Origin of the sequence: Aeromonas sp. L_1B5_3, from assembly GCF_963866575.1 — a bacterium.
Lineage (GTDB): Bacteria > Pseudomonadota > Gammaproteobacteria > Enterobacterales > Aeromonadaceae > Aeromonas > Aeromonas jandaei.
Window position 1 is genome coordinate 213,965 of sequence record NZ_CAWMDN010000095.1, and the last position, 19,343, is coordinate 233,307.

The 19,343-nt window shown below is 61.0% G+C and carries 15 protein-coding genes; 7 read left to right on the top strand and 8 right to left on the bottom strand.

Annotated features, from left to right (window positions below):
- Window position 1 precedes the first annotated feature (1 nt).
- The 5 genes from AACR93_RS06635 to AACR93_RS06655 all read left to right on the top strand — a co-directional run bounded on the left by AACR93_RS06635 (window position 2) and on the right by AACR93_RS06655 (window position 9,216).
- The gene (locus tag AACR93_RS06635) at window positions 2-3,112 is read left to right on the top strand and encodes an efflux RND transporter permease subunit (protein ID WP_043849532.1); all 3,111 of its coding nucleotides are present in this window, start codon (window positions 2-4) and stop codon (window positions 3,110-3,112) included.
- A 150-nt stretch (window positions 3,113-3,262) separates the two neighbouring features.
- Window positions 3,263-3,763, top strand: coding sequence for a hypothetical protein (locus AACR93_RS06640; protein WP_043849533.1), 501 nt, complete (start codon window positions 3,263-3,265; stop codon window positions 3,761-3,763).
- A 272-nt stretch (window positions 3,764-4,035) separates the two neighbouring features.
- Window positions 4,036-5,568 (top strand): efflux RND transporter periplasmic adaptor subunit, encoded by a 1,533-nt coding sequence (locus AACR93_RS06645; RefSeq protein WP_043849534.1) that lies wholly within the window; start codon window positions 4,036-4,038, stop codon window positions 5,566-5,568.
- Between the two features lie 73 nt (window positions 5,569-5,641).
- Entirely contained in the window at window positions 5,642-8,782 is a 3,141-nt protein-coding gene (locus tag AACR93_RS06650) for an efflux RND transporter permease subunit (protein WP_043849535.1), read from the top strand.
- Between the two features lie 71 nt (window positions 8,783-8,853).
- Window positions 8,854-9,216 (top strand): copper-binding protein, encoded by a 363-nt coding sequence (locus AACR93_RS06655; RefSeq protein ID WP_043849536.1) that lies wholly within the window; start codon window positions 8,854-8,856, stop codon window positions 9,214-9,216.
- 105 nt (window positions 9,217-9,321) lie between these two features.
- On the opposite strand, the gene AACR93_RS06660 is transcribed toward AACR93_RS06655, so the two are convergent.
- From AACR93_RS06660 to AACR93_RS06680, 5 genes are all read right to left on the bottom strand, one after another.
- Window positions 9,322-10,239, bottom strand: coding sequence for an ABC transporter substrate-binding protein (locus tag AACR93_RS06660; protein WP_043849537.1), 918 nt, complete (start codon window positions 10,237-10,239; stop codon window positions 9,322-9,324).
- Between the two features lie 85 nt (window positions 10,240-10,324).
- On the bottom strand, window positions 10,325-11,128 hold the full coding sequence (locus AACR93_RS06665; protein ID WP_043849538.1) for an ABC transporter ATP-binding protein: 804 nt from the start codon (window positions 11,126-11,128) through the stop codon (window positions 10,325-10,327).
- Complete coding sequence (locus AACR93_RS06670) at window positions 11,128-12,165, bottom strand: FecCD family ABC transporter permease (protein WP_043849539.1); 1,038 nt, start codon at window positions 12,163-12,165, stop codon at window positions 11,128-11,130. Before AACR93_RS06670 ends, AACR93_RS06665 begins: the two co-directional genes overlap by 1 nt.
- Window positions 12,166-12,172: 7 nt before the next feature.
- Window positions 12,173-13,189, bottom strand: coding sequence for a FecCD family ABC transporter permease (locus AACR93_RS06675; RefSeq protein ID WP_043849540.1), 1,017 nt, complete (start codon window positions 13,187-13,189; stop codon window positions 12,173-12,175).
- A gap of 176 nt (window positions 13,190-13,365) precedes the next feature.
- Window positions 13,366-14,169, bottom strand: a complete 804-nt coding sequence (locus AACR93_RS06680; RefSeq protein ID WP_043849541.1) for a siderophore-interacting protein — start codon at window positions 14,167-14,169, stop codon at window positions 13,366-13,368.
- Window positions 14,170-14,492: 323 nt separating this feature from the next.
- On the opposite strand from AACR93_RS06680, the gene AACR93_RS06685 reads away from it, so the two are divergent.
- Window positions 14,493-16,010: an HD domain-containing phosphohydrolase gene (locus AACR93_RS06685; protein WP_043849542.1), complete on the top strand. Its 1,518-nt coding sequence runs from the start codon at window positions 14,493-14,495 to the stop codon at window positions 16,008-16,010.
- A gap of 79 nt (window positions 16,011-16,089) precedes the next feature.
- On the opposite strand, the gene AACR93_RS06690 is transcribed toward AACR93_RS06685, so the two are convergent.
- Both AACR93_RS06690 and dnaQ read right to left on the bottom strand, forming a co-directional pair.
- Window positions 16,090-17,355 carry a TIGR03503 family protein gene (locus AACR93_RS06690; protein WP_043849543.1) on the bottom strand — a complete coding sequence of 422 codons (1,266 nt, stop codon included), beginning with the start codon at window positions 17,353-17,355 and terminating at the stop codon, window positions 16,090-16,092.
- Window positions 17,352-18,086 carry a DNA polymerase III subunit epsilon gene (dnaQ, locus tag AACR93_RS06695; RefSeq protein ID WP_043849544.1) on the bottom strand — a complete coding sequence of 245 codons (735 nt, stop codon included), beginning with the start codon at window positions 18,084-18,086 and terminating at the stop codon, window positions 17,352-17,354. The genes AACR93_RS06690 and dnaQ overlap by 4 nt, the downstream gene beginning before the upstream one ends.
- A gap of 52 nt (window positions 18,087-18,138) precedes the next feature.
- On the opposite strand from dnaQ, the gene rnhA reads away from it, so the two are divergent.
- Window positions 18,139-18,603, top strand: coding sequence for a ribonuclease HI (gene rnhA / locus AACR93_RS06700; protein WP_043849545.1), 465 nt, complete (start codon window positions 18,139-18,141; stop codon window positions 18,601-18,603).
- Here the strand turns inward: rnhA and AACR93_RS06705 are convergent.
- Window positions 18,591-19,313, bottom strand: a complete 723-nt coding sequence (locus AACR93_RS06705) for a methyltransferase domain-containing protein (RefSeq protein ID WP_041208657.1) — start codon at window positions 19,311-19,313, stop codon at window positions 18,591-18,593. The genes rnhA and AACR93_RS06705 overlap by 13 nt on opposite strands.
- Window positions 19,314-19,343 lie beyond the last annotated feature (30 nt).

The following is a 19,343-nucleotide window of genomic DNA, read 5'->3' on the forward strand; positions in this document are numbered from 1 at the left end:
CATGTTTTCCAAGTTCTTTATCGAACGCCCCATCTTCGCCAGCGTGATTTCGATCATTATCGTGCTGGGTGGACTGGCGGCGATGCGATCGCTGCCCATCGAGCAGTACCCGCAGATCACCCCGCCGGTGGTCTCGGTGACCGCCTTCTATCCGGGCGCTACCCCGGAGGTGATCTCCCAGACCGTTGCCGCGCCGCTTGAGCAGCAGATCAACGGCGTGGAGCAGATGATCTACATGCAGTCGGGTTCTGCCTCCAACGGTCAGATGAACCTCAACGTCTACTTCGAGATCGGCACCGACCCGGATCAGGCCACCATCAACGTCAACAACCGGGTCTCGGCCGCCATGGCCCAGCTGCCGGAAGAGGTGAAAAAGCAGGGGGTCACGGTCAAGAAGAAGTCCACCGCCATCCTGCAGGTGGTGACTTTGCAATCGCCGAACGGCTCGTTTGATACCACTTATCTCTCGAACTACGCCCTGCTCAACATCATTGACGAGCTCAAGCGGATTCCCGGCATCGGTGATACCACCTTGTTTGGCGGTACCGACTACGCCATGCGCATCTGGCTGCGGCCGGATCGACTGGCCCAGCTCGAACTCACCCCGAGCGATGTGATCGGCGCCATTAGAGAACAGAATACCCAGTTTGCGGCAGGCAAGATCGGCGCCCAGCCTACCTCGGCTCCGGTCGATTTCACCTACACGGTGCAGACCAAGGGACGCCTCGAGGACGTCAAGGAGTTCGAAAACATCATCGTTCGCTCCATGCCTGACGGCTCGAAGATCCGGGTGAAGGATGTGGCGCGGGTCGAGCTCGGCGGCAAGGATTATGACGTCCTGGCCCGAGCCAACGGCAAACCGGCCATCGGTATCGCAACCTACCTGCAACCGGGCGCCAACGCCGTGGCGGTAGCCGGTGCGGTGCACGACACCATGGAACGGCTCAAGGCCCGCTTCCCGCAGGATGTGGAGTACCAGATCCCCTACGACACCACCGAGTTCGTGAAGATCTCCATCGAGGAGGTGGTCTACACCCTGTTCGAGGCGATCGTGCTGGTATTCGTGGTGGTCTATCTGTTCCTGCAGAACTTCCGCGCCACCCTGATCCCCTGCATCGCGGTGCCGGTATCGCTCATCGGTACCTTCGCCGGCATGCTGGTACTGGGCTTCTCCATCAACCTGCTCACCCTGTTCGGCATGGTGCTCGCCATAGGTATCGTGGTGGATGACGCCATCGTGGTGCTGGAGAACGTCGAGCGGATCATGCAGGAGAAGAAGTGTTCGCCCAAAGAGGCGGCCATTCTCGCCATGCAGGAGGTCTCCGGCCCGGTGGTCGCTATCGTGCTGGTGCTCTGCGCCGTATTCCTGCCGGTCGCCTTTATGGGCGGTATGACGGGGGTGATGTACAAGCAGTTCGCCATCACGGTTGCCGTGTCGGTGGCCATCTCCGGTCTGGTGGCACTGACTCTCTCCCCGGCTCTCTGCGCCGTGTTGCTCAAAGAGGGGCACCACAAACCGGCCCGTTTCTTCGTCTGGTTCAACGACAAGTTTGATCAGCTGACCCGTGGTTATGTGCGTGGCGTGGCCTTCCTCAACCGCCGGGTGGCCGTGGCCTTTGGCATCATCGCAGTGCTGCTGCTCTCCATCTACGGCCTCTTCCTCAAGGTGCCGGGCGAGCTGGTACCGAACGAAGATCAGGGTTACCTCATCTCCGCAGTGATGCTGCCGGATGCCGCCGCCATGACCCGTACCCAGGCGGTCGCCAACCAGTTCGACAAGATCGCCATGGCCAACCCCAACGTGAAGGATGTCATCACCTTCTCGGGCTTTGACATCCTCTCCAGCGCCATCGTCAGCAACAGCGGCCTCACCTTCATTACCCTGAAGGACTGGAGCGAGCGCAAAGAGGCGGGCGCCGACTCCTTTTCGCTGGCCAAGACCCTGCAGGGGATGAGCATGATGGGGCTGGCGGACGGTTTTGTCGCCTCCTTCAACCCGCCGCCCATTCAGGGGATGTCCACCACCGGCGGCCTTGAGGGGTATCTGCAAAACCGCGGCTCGGGCAATGCCCAGGAGTTCTCGGCCGAAGTGCAGCGCTTCCTCGAAGCGGCCAAGGAGCGCCCCGAGTTTGCCAGCGTGACCACCACCTATCGCGCCAACGTGCCGCAGGTCTATCTCGACCTGGATCGGGAGAAGGCCAAGGCGCTGGGGCTGCCCATCAACGCGGTGTTCGACACCATGCAGGCCACCTTTGGTCAGGTCTATGTCAACGACTTCAACCAGTTCGGCCGTACCTACCGGGTACAGTTGCAGTCCGAGGCAGACTACCGCGCCAAGAAGAGCGACATTCGCAATGTCTATGTCCGCTCCAACAAGGGGGAGATGATCCCGCTGAGCAGTCTGGTCACAGTGCGTGACGCCACCGGCCCCGAGCTAGTCGAGCGCTTCAACATCTTCCAGGCGGCCAAGATCATGGCGCAACCGGCGCCGGGCTACAGCTCGGGTCAGGCCATCGCAGCACTGGAAGAGGTGGCCAACAACACCCTTGGCAACGACGCCAAGCTGGAGTGGACCGGCTCCGCCTATCAGGAGAAGGCGGCCGCCGGCAGTGCAGGCATGGCCTTTGGCTTCGGCATCGTGATGATATTCCTCATTCTGGCCGCCCAGTATGAGCGCTGGAGCCTGCCCTTTGCGGTGATCACCGCCGTGCCGTTCGCCCTGTTCGGCGCTCTGCTGGCCACCTGGCTGGTGGGTCTCACCAATAACGTCTACTTCCAGATCGGTCTGGTGACTCTGGTCGGGCTGGCGGCCAAGAACGCCATCCTGATCGTGGAGTTCGCGGTGATGAAGCACGAGGAGGGGATGAGCCTCATCGAGTCGGCACTGGAGGCGGCGCGCCTGCGTTTTCGCCCCATCGTCATGACCTCGCTCGCCTTTATCCTCGGCTGTGTGCCACTGGTCACCTCCAGCGGCGCCGGTGCGGCGAGCCGTCATGCCCTCGGCTGGCCGGTCATCGGCGGCATGCTGGCCGCGACCTTTATCGCCATCTTCTTTATCCCGCTCTTCTTCCGCCTCATCATGCGAGGCTCGGAAAAAGGCGCGAAGCAGTAAGAGCGAGCCTGTTCACTGATAACCCCTACCCCCGCACCTGCGGGGGTATTTTTTATCTCTTCCCCCCTCATGGTGCCTGTGAGCGAACCTTGACCTTATCCCTGTGGCAAGGTTTACAGTCCAACCATCTGATCCAGAAGGATATCCAGTTTGTCACTCATCCAGCTTGCTGCAAGATTGCCCTGCGTTGTACTGGCCCGGCTGTTGCTGGCGCTGCTGCTCGTGTGCAATCTGACTCTCTGCATCAGCTGGCATGCTTCTCCCCTCTCCCCCGAGACAACCCAAAACAGCCCCCTGCCAATGGTGATGTTCGATTCATCCATGGCGATGGCGGATGGCGAGATCTCTCATGCAATGGCCACCATGGGTCACCCGGGTGATAGCATGACCCTCTCCTGCCATCGGGGGGACGATGGGTCAGCCATGGGCGATGAGTGCCAGATGCAGACCGGCGTCAATGTCCTCTCCTTCGGCGCGATGGCTCTACTGGGTGTACTCGTCGCCCTGCTGATCTTCCCCCTGCTGCTTGGCAGCAACGTCGCAGCGTCACTGCTTGATAACTGGTTGCGGGATCCCTTCCTGCGATCCCGCGGTACCCATCCCCCCTCCTGGCCACGCCGACACCTGATGTTGTCGGTGCTGCGCCACTAGAAAGATCTTCTCTTGCGGCAGCGGCAAGCCTCAGCTTGCCCGTATCCTGCCGCCTTGCCTGACCCTGTGCCCCGGCCAAACCGGCCCGCTCACAGGGAGCCGTGCGCGCTGATACAGCTGCGCCCCGTTTGCCGCCAATCCCTCGGGTGATGCCTTGTCCATCTCCCGTCCGGCGGCGTGCACAAGAGAAGAGATATGATGTCACTTGCCCCTGTTACCGGCCTTATCGCCGCCAAAAACCTTGCCACCCAGCCACTAAGTGGAGGTGTGCGATGAGCCAGAAACTGCTGGTATCGGCCCTGCTGCTGGCCCTCGGCGCCGGTGGCGGCTACTGGGCCGCCAAACAGACCACCACTGGCACCGCGGCCAAGGAGAAGACGCCGCTCTACTGGGTCAACCCCATGGATCCGCGCGACAAGCGCGATGCCCCCGCCAAGGACAACATGGGGATGGACTTTATCCCCGTCTATGAGGAAAAACAGGGCGGCTCACCCGGCACAGTCACCATCAGCCCCGAGATCCAGCAGAACCTGGGGGTGCGGCTGGCCAAGGTGGAGAAGCTTCCCATCCACCAGCAGATCGAGACGGTAGGCTACGTCGGCTATGACGAGGACAAGCTGGAAGCCGTCAACGCCCGCATGGCAGGCTGGATCCGCACCCTCGCTATCAAGAGCGAGGGGCAGCAGGTGAGCAAGGGGAGCCTGATTTACGAGCTATACGCCCCGGATCTGGTCAACGCCCAGCACGAGTACCTGCTCGCCCTCAACACTGCCAACCCGCTGCTGCTGCGCGCCGCCGAGGGCAAGCTCAAGTCCCTGCAGGTGCCGGCGGATCAGATTGTGGCCCTCAAGCGCACCCGCCAGGTGCAGGAGACGGTGCGTATCTATGCCCCGAGCAGCGGCTATGTCTCCGAGCTAAAGGTGCGCGAAGGCCAGTATGTGGAGCCCGCAGCGGCCCTCTTTAACATCAGCACCCTCAAGCAGGTGTGGGTGAGCGCCGAGGTGTTCGAACGCCAGGCCGCCCAGCTGAAGGTGGGCGATCCGGTCACCATGACCCTCGACTATGCCCCCGGCCGCCACTGGCAGGGCCGGGTCGATTACCTCTACCCGACTCTGGATGCCACCACCCGCACCCTCAAGGTACGGCTGCGCTTTGCCAACCCGGACGAGTTTTTGAAACCCAACATGTTCGCCAAGGTGACCATTCAGGCGGGCAAGGGAGAGCCGCAACTGGTGGTGCCGAGCGAAGCGGTGATCCGTACCGGCAGCCAGGACCGGCTGGTGCTGGCACTGGGGGATGGCAGCTTCAAGTCTGTGGCCGTCACTCTGGGCCCTCAGTTTGGCGACAAGGTGGCCATCAAGGCTGGGGTAGAGGCTGGGGATAACATCGTCAGCTCGGCCCAGTTCCTGCTCGACTCGGAATCGGCCATCGATTCTGACTTCCAGCGCATGACGGCGGTACGCCCCGCTCAGGTGTGGACCCTGGGCGAGGTTGAAAGCATCGATCTGGCCAACCGCACCCTGATGGTCTCCCACCAGCCCATCCCCGAGTGGCAGTGGCCCGCTATGGAGATGGAGTTCTGCGTTGCCGAAGGGGTCGACATCAGCAAGCTCACCGAAGGGCAGACCCTCCATCTGCAAGTGATGCAGGAGGGGGATGAGTACCGCATCATCACCATCCATCAGGAGCAAGCGCCGACAAGCGGCGACACAGCCAAGCCAGCAACGGATGAGATGGAGAAGATGGAAGGCATGGACCATAGCCAGCATCAGATGGCGATGCCCGAGATGGAGAAGAAGTCATGATCCCTTCCATCATTCGCTACGTTGCCAACAAACAGGCTCAGCTCTCTGCACAAAATGAGCAAGGAGCAAAACCATGATCCCGTCGATTATTCGCTGGTCCATCGGCAACCGCTTTCTGGTGCTGCTGTTGACCCTCATGCTCACCGCCTGGGGACTCTGGTCGCTCAAACAGACTCCGGTGGATGCCCTGCCAGATCTCTCCGACGTACAGGTGATCATCAAGACCTCCTATCCGGGCCAGGCGCCCCAAGTAGTTGAGGATCAGGTCACCTACCCGCTCACCACCGCCATGCTGGCGGTGCCGGGGGCCACCACGGTGCGTGGCTACTCCTTCTTCGGCGACTCCTTCGTCTATGTACTGTTTGACGACAACACCGACCTCTACTGGGCCCGCGCCCGGGTGCTGGAATATTTGAGCCAGGTTGCCCCCAACCTGCCCGTTTCCGCCCGTCCCCAGCTCGGCCCCGATGCCACCGGGGTGGGCTGGGTCTACCAGTACGCGCTGGTAGACAAAACCGGCAAGCACGACCTCAGCCAACTCACCTCGCTGCAGAACTGGTTCCTCAAGTACGAGCTGCAGACGGTGGACGGGGTTTCCGAAGTCGCCACCGTCGGCGGCATGGTGCGCCAGTATCAGGTGCGGGTCGACCCGGACAAGCTGCGCGCCTACGGCATCCCGCTCTCCCTTATCGAGACCGCTATCAAGCAGGGCAATCAGGAGACCGGCGCCTCCGTCATCGAGATGGCGGAAGCGGAGTACATGGTGCGCTCTAATGGCTATCTGAAGAGCGTGGAGGATCTGAAGCAGATCCCGCTCGGCACCAATGTGCGCGGCGCCCCGCTGCTGCTGGGTGACGTGGCGGATGTAGTCACCGGCCCCCAGAGCCGGCGCGGTCTGGCCGAGCTCAACGGCGAAGGGGAAGTTGTGGGCGGCATTATCGTCATGCGCTATGGCGAGAATGCCCAGCACACCATAGACGGGGTCAAGGCGCGGCTCGCCCAGCTGAAGAGCAGCCTGCCCGAGGGGGTGGAGGTGGTCACCGTCTACGACCGCTCCGACCTTATCCAGCGCGCCATCGACAACCTCTCCGGCAAGCTGGTGGAGGAGTTCGCAGTGGTGGTGCTGGTCTGCCTCGCCTTCCTGTTCCACCTGCGCTCGTCGCTGGTGGTGGTCATCTCCTTGCCCATCGCCATCCTGACCGCCTTCATCGTGATGCACCTGCAGGGGATCAACGCCAACATCATGTCGCTGGGGGGCATCGCTATCGCCATCGGCGCCATGGTGGATGGCGCCATCGTGATGATCGAGAACGTCCACAAGCATATGGAGCGGGAGGCGCTCACCGACAAGAACCGCTGGCGCATCATCACCGAGGCGAGCATCGAGGTGGGGCCCGCCATCTTCTTCTCCCTGCTGATCATCACCATCAGCTTCCTGCCGGTGTTCGCGCTGGAGGCGCAGGAGGGGCGGATGTTCCACCCGCTCGCCTACACCAAGACCTACGCCATGGCGGCGGCGGCCGGGCTCGCCATCACGCTGGTGCCGGTGATCATGGGCTACTTCATCCGTGGCAAGGTGCTGGCGGAGCAGGCCAACCCGCTCAACCGCTGGTTGAGTCAGGGCTACGTGCCACTGCTCAAGGCCGTGCTGGCTCGTCCGAAAACCACTCTGGCCATCGCCGCCGTGGTGACGGTGGCGGGCTTCTGGCCGCTCAAGTATCTGGGCTCCGAGTTCATACCGCCGCTCGATGAGGGGGACATCATGTATATGCCCACCACCGCGGCCAATATCTCGGTGGGCAAGGCGCGGGAGATTTTGCAGCAGACCGACAAGCTCATTCGCACCGTGCCCGAGGTGCAGAACGTGTTCGGCAAGGCGGGTCGCGCCGAATCGGCCACAGACCCCGCCGATCTGGTGATGATGGAGACCAGCATCCAGCTCAAGCCCCGCGATCAGTGGCGACCCGGCATGACCCCGGAGAAGCTGAAAGAAGAGCTCGACTCCCTTATCCGCTTCCCAGGCCTCACCAACGCCTGGGTGCCCCCCATCAAGACCCGCATCGACATGCTGGCCACCGGCATCAAAACCCCGGTCGGCATCAAGATAGCAGGGCCCGATCTCAAGGTGATCCAGCAGCTCGGCCAGCAGCTGGAACAGATCGTTGGCAAGGTGGAGGGCGCCTCATCGGTCTACGCCGAGCGGGTGGCCGGTGGCCGCTACGTGAAGGTGGATATCGACCGGCTGAAAGCGGCCCGCTACGGCCTCAACATCGCAGACGTGCAGGCGGTGCTCGCCACTGCGGTGGGCGGCATGGAGGTGGGCCAGACCATCGAGGGGCGCGAGCGTTACCCCATCAACCTGCGCTATCCCCAGAGCTATCGCGATTCGGTGGCGAGCCTCGAGATACTGCCGCTGGTCACCCCGAGTGGCGCGCGCATCGCGCTGGCGGACGTGGCTCGGGTTTACATCAGCGACGAGGCCCCCATGCTGCGCAGTGAAAACGCGCGCCTCAACGGTTGGGTCTACGTCGATATTCGCGGTCGCGATATCGGCTCGTTCGTCGATGAGGCCAAGGCCGAAGTGGGCAAGCAGCTGGTGCTACCGGCGGGCTACGCCCTCACCTGGTCTGGCCAATACGAGTACATGGAACGGGCCAAGGCGCGACTCGCCTACGTGGTTCCGCTCACGGTCGCCATTATCGTGCTGCTGCTCTATCTGGCGTTTCGCCGCGCTCAGGAGGTACTGCTCATTCTCACCACCTTGCCGCTGGCGGTGGTGGGCGGGATCTGGACCCTCTGGCTGCTGGATTTCAACCTCTCAGTGGCGGTGGGAGTGGGCTTTATCGCCCTGGCCGGGGTGGCGGTCGAGACCGGCGTCCTGATGCTGGTCTACCTCAACCACGCCTGGGATGACCTCGTGGCCTGCGGCAAGCCGGACAAGGCGGGGCTGCACCGGGCGGTGATCCACGGCGCCGCCCTGCGCCTGCGTCCCAAGATGATGACGGTGGTGACCATTATCGCCGGCCTGCTGCCCATCATGTGGAGCCACGGCACCGGCTCCGAGGTGATGCAGCGCATCGCCGCCCCCATGATTGGCGGCATGGTGAGCGCGCTGGTACTGACCCTTTTGGTACTGCCAGCAGCCTACTATCTGTGGCGCAGCCGAAGCCTGCAGCAGCTGACCTCCGCGGATCAGCAGGAGTCATCACTCTGATGAACAGATCATTTTCAACCGGACAAACAGCAACCCCGTTGCAACTCCATAAGCTAAACAAGGAAACCAGGATGAACTACAAGACGCTGACACTGACCCTGCTGATGGGCCTCGCTACCCACACCAGCCTGCAGGCTGCCGAGATGATGAACCATCAGGGCCACGACATGAGCCAGATGGTGCAAATGGCGGGCATGAACGAGATGGGCGACATGATGATGACCAAGGGGGTCATCACTCGCATCGATGCGGCCAACGGCAAGGTCGGCATCAAACACGAGGCCATCGATAACCTCAAGATGCCCGCCATGACCATGGTGTTTCGGGTAGCGGATCCGACCCTAGTCAAGGATCTGAAGGTGGGGGATGCGGTGCGTTTTCACGCCGAGAACCCGGGTGGCAAGCTCACCATCACCCAAATCCAGCCGCAGTAAATGCCCGGCTCGCTCCGGGCCGCGCGGATAAGCAAAGAGGGAGGCATCGGCCTCCCTCTATCTCTTGGCCAATTTTTTGATCAACCCCAGCTGTGCAATGGCTACTCAGCTGCGGGTTGCCAGCAACTGCTCCACATCTGCAATTACCTGCAATGCCGCCTGCGGGCCACCGCTGGAGGTCCAGAGCGACCCGTCCACGGCGCCAAAGCGCTTGGCCTTGATCACCGGCAGCTGCTGGAACGCCGGAGTCTGCTCCGCCTGACGCATGGCATCGACCGCATCGCCGGTAGCGCTCAGGGTACCGATCACCAGCCAGTCGGCATCCAGCAGATTGAGGGACTCAAGACTCAGGGGCGGCGAGTGAGGGGCGCCGGTACCCTGCTGCTTGCTTGGGCGTACCAACCCCATCGACTCCACCACGCTGCTGGCAAAGGTGCCCTGATACATGAAGCTCGGCCCCTTGGGGTTCCAGCGCACTATGCTGATGCTCTCCCCCTGATGGTCTGCCAGCTTGCTGCGCGCCTCTGCCAACCGCTCTTCATAACGCTTGAGGAAAGCCTCCCCCTCCTTGTCACGGTTGAGGGTATGAGCGGTGCGGCGGAACATATCCTGCCACGGTTCGCCCCACTTGCCGGTGACCACGGTCGGCGCGATTTCACCCAGCAGGGTCAGCAGCTCGGGACGGGTCTGGCCGGTCAGGATAAGGTCGGGCTCCAGCGCAATCAGCGACTCCAGATTGGGGCTGTCGAGATCGCCGATCACCTTGATGTCGCTGACCCCTTTCTCCAGCAGGTAACGTGGCATGGTGGGCTGGCCACGACCATTGACGGCACCGATGGGGGTCAGCCCCAGGGTCAGGGCACTGTCGAGATCGAACTCGCTCAGGGTCACCACTCTCAGTGGCTTGACCGGCACCTGTACCTTCTGGCCAAACGCATCGGTCACTTCACGCATCTCCTGCGCCTGAACCAGCGGCGCGGCCAGCATCAGGATGGCCGTTGCTAGGGCGGCAAAACGCTTCATCATCTCACTCCTGTGTTGTGCTGCTTGCATGCAAGTCAGCGGTGGGAAGGTTCGTGAAACAGGCCGATGCCGGTTTCGCTCAATCTCAACTGGCCGACCGCCATTGGCAGGCGTGGTCATGGCGGCGCGGCACGATAATGGGCGCCCCGTCACCGGGGGCATGCAGAATGTCGACACTGGTCTGGTAGAGCCGGTCGATGAGCCCCTTGGTTACCACCTCCCGAGCCGGGCCCATAGCGGCAATCTCGCCATTGCCGATGGCGATCAGCTCGTCGCAGTAGCGGGCCGCCATCGCCAGATCATGGATCACCAGCAGCACGGTTTTGCCTTCGGCAGTGATGCGATGGATCGCCTCCATCACCTCAGTCTGGTGGCCGATGTCGAGGGCACTGGTGGGCTCGTCGAGCAGCACCATGTCGCTGTCCTGCGCCAGGATCATCGCAAGCCACGCCCGCTGTGCCTGCCCGCCGGAGAGGGACGCGGCACTCTGCTGCCAGATCCCCTCAAGCTGCATTCGCTCGCAGGCAATACGCACCATACGGGCATCCTCCTCGCCCCACTGATTGAACCAACCCTGATGAGGGTGACGGCCATACTGCACCAGCTGCTCCACCAGAATGCCGGCAGGCAGAGTCGGCCGCTGGGGCAGATAGGCGAGCTCCCGCGCCAGCCCCTTCATGGGGTAGCTGGCAAGCGGCTTGCCCTTGAGCAGGATCTCGCCACTTTGGGCTTTCATCTGGCCGGAGAGCAGCTTGAGCAGGGTCGATTTGCCGCAGCCGTTGGGGCCGACGATCCCCACCAGCTTGCCCTTTGGCACGCTGAAGGAGATATCCCACAGGATGGGGGTCTGCTGATAGGCGAAGTGGAGGCGATTTACGGTGAGCGTCATCAGTCAGCCCTCTGGCGATCGTTAACAAGAAGAAACAGCAGCAACAGGCCGCCGAGAATGCGGGTCATGATGCCGGTCGCCACCTCGTGGGGGCTGGCCAGTACCCGGACCAGGGTATCGCTGGCAAGCAGCAGCAAGGCGCCGCTGAGTGCCGCCAGCCAGAGCGGCACCACCCGGTCTTTTACCAGCCAGGAGGCAAGAATGGGGGCCGCCATGGCGATAAAGACCACGGGACCGCCGATGGCGGTGCCGAGCGCAGCCACCAGAATGGCCTGGGCCAGAATGCCCAGCTGCACCCGATCGCCGTTGACGCCAAGCCCTCTGGCCATCTCGGGGCCAAAGCGCAGCACCGCCAGCGAGCGGGAGAGATAGACGATCCAGGGGCAGAGCAGCAGCAACAGGATGGCGATGGGGGTGATGGTGCTGTAACCAACGGCGATAAAGCTGCCCATGTTCCACAGATAGAGGGAGCTCAGGTGCAGCAGGGCCTGAGTGGACATCACGAACTGGCCGAGCGCCTCGAACAACTCGGAGAGGCCGATGCCGATCACCACGAACAGATAGCCCTGCTCACCCGGTTTGCGGCAGAGGGCATAGAGCACCAGCGCCGCGAAGATGGCGCCGATAGGTGCCGCCCACCAGGGCCAGCTGCCCACGGTCAGGTAGAGGGAGAAGATGATGATGGCCAGAGAGGCACCGTTGTTGACCCCCACCATATCGGGGGTAGCCAGCCGGTTGCGAACCAGAGTTTGCACCAGACAGCCCGAGAGCCCCATGGCCGCTCCCGCCACCACGACCCCAAGGATGCGCGGCAGCCGGATCTTGAACAGGGTGAGCTGCTCAAGCCGCGTCCCCTCCCCCAGCAAGGTGTTGACCACCCCGGCGAAGCCGAGCTTGCCGCCGCCAACGCTCAGGGCCAGCAGGGCCAGCGCCAGCAGCGCCACGGCCAGCAACGCCAGCCAGCGCCAGCTTGGCAGATGGATCAACAAAGAGCGGTTGCCGGCCCGCAGGCAGAGCATATCGGTAGGTGTACGCATCAGCCCCTCACTTGACGGTCAGCAGGGTACGAAAGCCCCCGCGATGAACGATGGCGATCAGCACTGGTGCGCCAATCAGGGCCAGAATAACCCCGTTGGGCAGCTCGAACGGCTGGATCAGCCAGCGCGCCAGAATGTCGGCCAACAGCAGAAACAGCATGCCGAACAGGGCGGAGAAACAGACCTGCACCGACAGCTTCACCGGCTCTACCAGTCGGCCACAGTAGGCGGCCAGAAAGCCGACAAAACCGATGGGGCCGGCGATGGCGATGGCACTGGCGGTAAACAGGGTGGCGGCCAGCAGCACGCCAATCCGCACCCGGTTGGGGCGGATCCCCAGCGCCTGGGCCTGACTGTCTCCCATCTGCATCAGGGTCAGCTGGCGACAGAGCAGCAAGGTGATGACAAACGCCACCAGCACGAAGGGCAGCACAGCAATGATGGCATCGAGATTGGCCGCCGACAGGGAGCCGAGGTTCCAGAAGCGGTACTGCTCCAGCACCATCTTGTTGGAGAGCAGCAGAAAGCTGGAGAGACCGCCGAAGGTAGCGGAGAGCGCCACCCCGACCAGAATGAGCTTGAGCGGGTTGGAGCGGCCAATCATCATGCCAAGCCCCAGCACAATCACGTTACCCAGCAGCGCGCCGAGTCCGGCCCAGAGCAGATAGCCGTAGGCGGACTCCACCCCGAACCAGGTGAGCCCCACCACCAGCGCAAAGACGGCCCCGGCGTTGACCCCCAGCAGACCGGGCTCCGCCAGCGGATTGCGGGTCGCGCTCTGCAGCAAGGAGGCAGCCAGAGATAAAGAGGCGCCGACCACCATGGCACAGAGGGTGCGTGGCAGTCGCAAGGTATTGAGCACCATGGCGAGCTTCTCGTCACTGACCCACAGGGGATTGTGCGTCAGATACCCGAACACCTCGCGGGCACCATAGACGCCGGCCCCGGTGGCCAGCGAGAGGCAAAACAGCGTGCAGAGAAGGAGCAATGCCAGCCAGAACAGACGGGTCTGGTACTTAACCACCCTTTACAACTCCTTGCGTTGGGGTCTGACAACATGCAGCCAAACCGACGTGAAAACAGGGCGCTCTTGTGTCAACGGAAATAAAAACGCCGCCCTGACGAATACCAGGACGGCGCAATACTAAATGCAAATCATTTTTATTTGCAAGTTTTGATGTGTGACAGGCTCTCTTCTGCTCAGCTATCCATCACATCATGGCGGGTCTGATGATAGGCCTCTTCACTCTTGCCTCTGCGCCAGTAAGGAACCGCATAGAGCGACTGGCGATCCACCTCGAGCACGGAACGAAAATGGCGACGCAGCGGCAGCACCAGCGCCTCCTCCCCACCGAGCCAGAAGAAACCGCCATCCCGAGAGAGAGGCAAGGCCTGCACATACTCCAGAATGCCGCTGGTTGCGGGCTCTCCCACAAACCAGTGGCAGTGTACGCCGACCGGCAGTGTCAGCGGCTGGGCATCCGCCTGATCCGGCAACAGGATGGCAATCTCCCCGCAGGCATCGGCAGGCATCACTTCGCACATCGCCATGATGGCGGGCAAGGCGGTGAGATCGCCCACCAGACAGTAGTGCTCTGCCGGTTGCAGCATGGGGTTGGGGCCACCCGGCCCGGAGAGGATCACCTTATCCCCCGGCTTGGCGTGGGTAGCAAAAGCACTGGCTGGCCCGCTATCGCCATGAAGAACAAAGTCGATATCGAGCTCCAGCTCATCGCGGCGAAATGCGCGGATGGTGTAGGTGCGGATGACCGGCTTGTCCGCCGGATTGCTCCAGCGCGGGCCGCCCGCCGTCATGGCTGGCATAACGGGTTCGCTCTGGTGAGGCTGGGCCAGCATCACCTTGATATGGGCACCACCGCAGGTAAAGGGATAATCGGCCAGTTCACGCCCGCTAAACGTGATGCGCCGCAGATGAGGGGTAAGTTGTTGCACTCGCTTGACCGTCACCGGACGGGGGCGATTGGGAGGCAGGCTCTGGGTCACGAATAAACTCCTCTTCGAATCAACCTGCATGCTACCCTTAAATAGGAATAATTATCAAATAAGATCTATTCTCGTCTTTATCCTTGACCCGAGCCGGATTGGCTTTTTTTCCTCGTGCGGCTCAACCGGGCGAGGGATACAAGGTGGTGCATTGGGACACCTTGATTCACAACAGAAAGCCCGCACCTCACCAGGATTGGCCAAAGGGTTCCATTTGCTTATTTCGACCATAGTTTTGCGAGATCAAATTTTATTTCTCAATAAGTTTCCTATCCTTAGTTGAGCAGTTAATGTAAGCACAGGATGCCAAACAGGATTGTATGATGGATGACGAAATCCTGATTATTGATGACGACGATCTTGCTCTCACCGATGTGCAGCAAGCGGGCTGGAAAGTGATGATCGTTGACGATGAACCCGAGGTTCATCGCATCACCAAGATCACCCTGAACAAGTTCGAGTTTGACAATCGCCCCATCGACTTTCTGCACGCCTATTCCGCAGCACAAGCCAAGGAGCTGCTGGCGACTACGCCGGATGTCGCCCTGCTGCTGCTGGATGTGGTGATGGAGGTCGACCATGCCGGTCTCGACGTCGTCAAATACGTCCGCGAAGATCTGCAAAACAAGATGGTGCGCATCGTGCTCAGAACCGGCCAGCCCGGTCAGGCACCGGAAGATGACGTTGTCACAAACTACGACATCAACGACTACAAGGACAAAACCGAGCTTACCTCCCAGAAGCTGCGAACCCTGCTGCGTGCGAGTCTGCGTTCATATAGAGATATCCGCACTCTGGAAAGCAACCGGCAGGGGCTCGAGAAAGTTATCGAAGCCTCCAAGGGAATTTTCGAGAAGCGGGCCCTGCGCCAGTTTGTCGAAGGTGCACAGGAACAATTGAGTGCCCTGCTCCATCTGGGTGAAACCCAGATCTACGACGTAAAACAATACACCTACGAGGTAAAAGATCAGCTGCTTGAACCCCTGCTGCCGGGCCATGCCGCGATGCGACTGACAGATGCTCCCGAGATCCTGCGTCAGGCCATGGCACAGAGCAGCAACGTCTACAGCACCAACCAGATGGTGCTCTACTGCCAGAACCCGCGTCACCACCTGCTGTTCCATATCGAGACAACGCGCCAGCTCAGCCAGATCGATACCAGCCTGCTCACTCTCTTTACCGAAAACATCATAGTGGCGCTGGAGAACATCCGTCTCAACGAAGTGATCGCCGATAACCAGCGCGAAATCATCTACCGCATCGGTGAGCTGGTCGAAACCCGCTCCAAAGAGTCGGGACTGCATGTCAAACGGGTCGCGCTCTATACCGAGCAGTTCTGCCATCTGCTCGGGATGAGCGAAGAGCAGAGCGAGCTGATAAAACGCGCCTCACCGCTGCACGACATCGGCAAAGTCGGCATCCCCGATGCCATCTTGCACAAGCCGGGCAAGCTCACTCCGGAAGAGTGGGAAATAATGAAAACCCATGCCCAACTGGGACAGGACATGCTCTCTGGCAGCGACTTGGCACTGTTCCAGATCGGCGCCACCATAGCGGGCAATCACCATGAAAAGTGGAATGGCAGCGGCTATCCACGTGGCTTGAAAGGGGCGGATATCCCGCTGGAGGGGCGTATCGTGGCGCTGGCCGATGTGTTCGATGCGCTGGGGTCTGATCGCTGCTACAAGAAGGCATGGCCGCTGGAAAAGGTGCTGGCTCTCATCGAAGAGGAGAAGGGGCAACACTTCGATCCCCAGCTGGTCGAGCTGATGATGGCCAATCTCGACAAGTTCCTCGAGATCCGTGAGCAGAACAAGGATGTCTATATCGGCGAACACTAGCCCTGATTTACCAACTGACATTCGAAAATGAACAATAAAAAACCGCCCTTGGGCGGTTTTTTATTGTTTGAACTTGCCATTATTGCTCCGGCAAGTTGAGATCCAGCTTGGCGGCGGGTTGTTCTGCTTGCTGACTTTCCGCTTGAGCTGCTGCCAGGGCGCGTTTCAACGCCTTGCGTTTTTGCAGGATGATAAACCCGACCCCGCCCAGAATAACCAATAGCCCGCCACCACCGGCCAGCGCCCAGATCAACCAGCCCATTCCCCCCTTCTCCTCCGCTTTCTCGGTCGCTTTGGCGCTGGAGGTTGGCTCGGCAGCAGAGACCGGCGGCGGAGGTGGCGGTGCTGGCGGAAAGACATTGAAGGTTTTCACCGGCATAGCGATCTTCACTTCACGGCCAAGGCGGGTGGTGCCGTAGAGCGCAGCCTCCACCTGATATTGTCCTGGCTCCTTGATGACGGAAAAATCGACATCCAGTTTGGGCGCCGTCGCCACCTCGCTGAACGAGTAGTAGCCACCGGTTTTGCTGGTGACTGTGCCCTTGAGCGCCACAGAGGCTGGATCCAGCTCGTCACGGTCGACCAGCAGAGACAACTTGGCACCCAGTTCCTCCGAGGGAGGTGCCAGATTGTAGGTAAAGGGATAAGGATAAAGCAGCACTTCCTGATAGCGGGCCCGGACAAACACCTGATTGCCGGTACTGAACATGGCGCGGTATTTGCCCGCCGGAATATCCTGCAGGATCGCCTCCGCCGTCATGACGCCATCACCCGGCACCTCATCAAGCCCCTTGCCGTCGTCAAGGTAGTGGCCAATCTCCTGATCGAGCACCGTATTCTGCTTGCCTGGGTCGCTGAAGGATTGCAGTTTGACCTTCATTCCCAGATCGGAGAGGTAGTACTTGTCCTTGGGGGGCTGACCATCGATCGAGAGCCACGCCTTGAGCTTGACCACCTCTCCCTGATAGAGCTGCATCGGCAAGGCGGCGATGTCCATCCGGATATCGGAGAGGATCCGCACCCGGTTGTCGGGATCCACCTCGCCAATCGCCTGCCACGGGCCCGGCATGGGATTGCGCAGGGTAATGAGATCATGTTCCGGCAGCGCCAGCCAGCCCACATCATCCGGTTTGACCTTGCCCACGTAGAGCTTGCTGCCATCGGGGCGCACCAGGATCACCGAGGGAGTACCCGGCTTGCGCTTGATGATGAAGGTGATCTCCTTCACCCCGTAATCGATGCGAAAGCGGTTATCCAGCAACGGAATATCGGAAGGGGCAAATACCTCAGTCGCCGAAGCGCCGAGCGACCCCAGCAGTAAAAAAGAGGCCAGCCACTTGCTCATTGCCGCCACAGACAGCTCCCTCCCTTCTTCTGCACCAGATCCAGTCTCGCTTCATGCAACGCCTGCACCTCTTCGCCCGCTCTGATCACCTTGAGCGCCGGTCGGTTACTCTCCAGACGGCGGATGCTGGTGTCCTGACTGCTCTCGTTTTCACTGCTTTCGGTGGCCAGATTGAGTTTGGTCTGGCCACCGGTCATCAGCAGGTAGACATCCGCTAGGATCTCCGCATCGAGCAAAGCCCCGTGCAGGGTTCGGTGCGAGTTGTCGATACCGTAACGATCGCAGAGCACATCCAGGTTGTTGCGCTTGCCCGGGAAGAGATCCCGCGCCATCGCCAGGGTATCTGTGATGGTACAGATATCGGCCGTCTTGAAGTTGAGTCCGAGCTTGCTGAACTCGTAGTCCATAAAACTCACGTCAAACGGCGCGTTGTGGGCGATCAGCTCGGCGCCGCGGATAAAGTCGAGGAACTCGTCGGCTATCTGGCTAAAAGAGGGTTTGTCGCGCAGGAACTCGTCGGTAATCCCGTGAACCTGAATGGCTTCCGGGTCCACCAGCCGATCCGGCTTGATATAGACGTGGTAGTGGTTACCGGTGAGCTTGCGGTTGATCACCTCCACACAGCCGATTTCGATGATGCGGTGGCCAAGGTAAACAGGGCCGCCACCGGTATTCATACCTGTGGTTTCGGTATCCAGGATGATCTGGCGATTCAGTTGGGGTGTGTTCATGATCCAATCTATGTCAAACTTCGGCTTTACTCGCTAGTTTACCCCAAGCCTCATGTTAAAACAGATTGATTTGTATACGGATGGTTCCTGCCTCGGCAACCCGGGCCCGGGCGGTTACGGCGCCGTCATGGTCTATGGCAAGCACCGCAAGGAGATTGCGGCCGGCTTTCGCCTCACCACCAACAACCGGATGGAGCTGATGGCCGCCATCATGGGCCTGCGCACCCTAAACGAACCCTGCCAGGTGCGCCTCACCACCGACAGCCAGTATGTCCGTCAGGGGATCACCCAGTGGATCATCGGCTGGAAGAAGAAGGGGTGGATGACCGCCAACCGTCAACCGGTCAAAAACGTCGATCTCTGGAAAGAGCTGGATGCGGAAGTGAGCCGTCACCAGATCGAGTGGCTCTGGGTTAAAGGGCACTCGGGCCATCCGGAGAACGAACGCTGTGACGAACTGGCCCGCGAGGCGGCCTGCGGCAAGGAGCTGGCCGAGGATACCGGCTACCAGCCCTGACGGGCCATGCCCGGTGTGGCGAGGGACTTTGGCAGCTGCCAGCGGCGGCGCACCGGGATCAGCGGAAAGCGCCGTTTACGGGCGGCAATCACATAGACAGAAGCAAACGCCCGGCAGTAGTCCCGTCCCACACTCTCCTGCCACCAGCTGTGCCAGCTCTGTTTGCCCATAAACGAGTAACCGAAGCGCTCGTCAAACATCACCTCGCACCCCAGCAGATGGAGCCAGTCAGTGACTCGCCCGGGGGTAAACATCCGCGCCGACCAGGGCACCTTGCGCCGCAAAAAAGGGATGCAATGGCCAATGCCCACCAGACTCATGGGGTTGTAGCCACTGATAATCAGCCAGCCATCGTCGGTCAGCACCCTTTCGGCTTCGCGCAACACCTGATGGGGATCGGCCGAGAAATCGAGGCAATGAGCCAGCAGACAGGCATCGACACTGCCGGTACGCACCGGCAATGCCAGCGGATCGCCATACATGTCGAGCAGCCGTCCTTCGGAAGCGACGCCTACCTGATGGCGAATGGATGAGCGCTTGCAGGAGAGTTCGGCGCTCAGGGCGCCAATCTTGAGCAAATGATAGCCAAACAGGTTGGGACACCAGCTGTCGAGCCGCTCCTGGATCTCGGCGGCAACCCAGTCCCCCATAGGCAACGCGGACCAGCTGGTCGGGATCTCGATTTGTTGTTCGGTACGTGCCACCTGCATAATAGGGCTCAACTCGCGGTTTCGAACGCC

What these genes read in the sequence shown, in the direction of transcription:
- AACR93_RS06635 (WP_043849532.1), top strand. Translation starts at nt 2, where the DNA reads ATGTTTTCCAAGTTCTTTATCGAACGCCCCATCTTCGCCAGCGTGATT.
- AACR93_RS06645 (WP_043849534.1), top strand. Translation starts at nt 4,036, where the DNA reads ATGAGCCAGAAACTGCTGGTATCGGCCCTGCTGCTGGCCCTCGGCGCC.
- AACR93_RS06685 (WP_043849542.1), top strand. Translation starts at nt 14,493, where the DNA reads ATGGATGACGAAATCCTGATTATTGATGACGACGATCTTGCTCTCACC.
- AACR93_RS06655 (WP_043849536.1), top strand. Translation starts at nt 8,854, where the DNA reads ATGAACTACAAGACGCTGACACTGACCCTGCTGATGGGCCTCGCTACC.
- AACR93_RS06670 (WP_043849539.1), bottom strand. Translation starts at nt 12,165, where the DNA reads ATGCGTACACCTACCGATATGCTCTGCCTGCGGGCCGGCAACCGCTCT.
- dnaQ (WP_043849544.1), bottom strand. Translation starts at nt 18,086, where the DNA reads ATGAACACACCCCAACTGAATCGCCAGATCATCCTGGATACCGAAACC.
- AACR93_RS06705 (WP_041208657.1), bottom strand. Translation starts at nt 19,313, where the DNA reads ATGCAGGTGGCACGTACCGAACAACAAATCGAGATCCCGACCAGCTGG.
- AACR93_RS06665 (WP_043849538.1), bottom strand. Translation starts at nt 11,128, where the DNA reads ATGACGCTCACCGTAAATCGCCTCCACTTCGCCTATCAGCAGACCCCC.
- AACR93_RS06650 (WP_043849535.1), top strand. Translation starts at nt 5,642, where the DNA reads ATGATCCCGTCGATTATTCGCTGGTCCATCGGCAACCGCTTTCTGGTG.
- AACR93_RS06660 (WP_043849537.1), bottom strand. Translation starts at nt 10,239, where the DNA reads ATGAAGCGTTTTGCCGCCCTAGCAACGGCCATCCTGATGCTGGCCGCG.
- AACR93_RS06690 (WP_043849543.1), bottom strand. Translation starts at nt 17,355, where the DNA reads ATGAGCAAGTGGCTGGCCTCTTTTTTACTGCTGGGGTCGCTCGGCGCT.
- rnhA (WP_043849545.1), top strand. Translation starts at nt 18,139, where the DNA reads ATGTTAAAACAGATTGATTTGTATACGGATGGTTCCTGCCTCGGCAAC.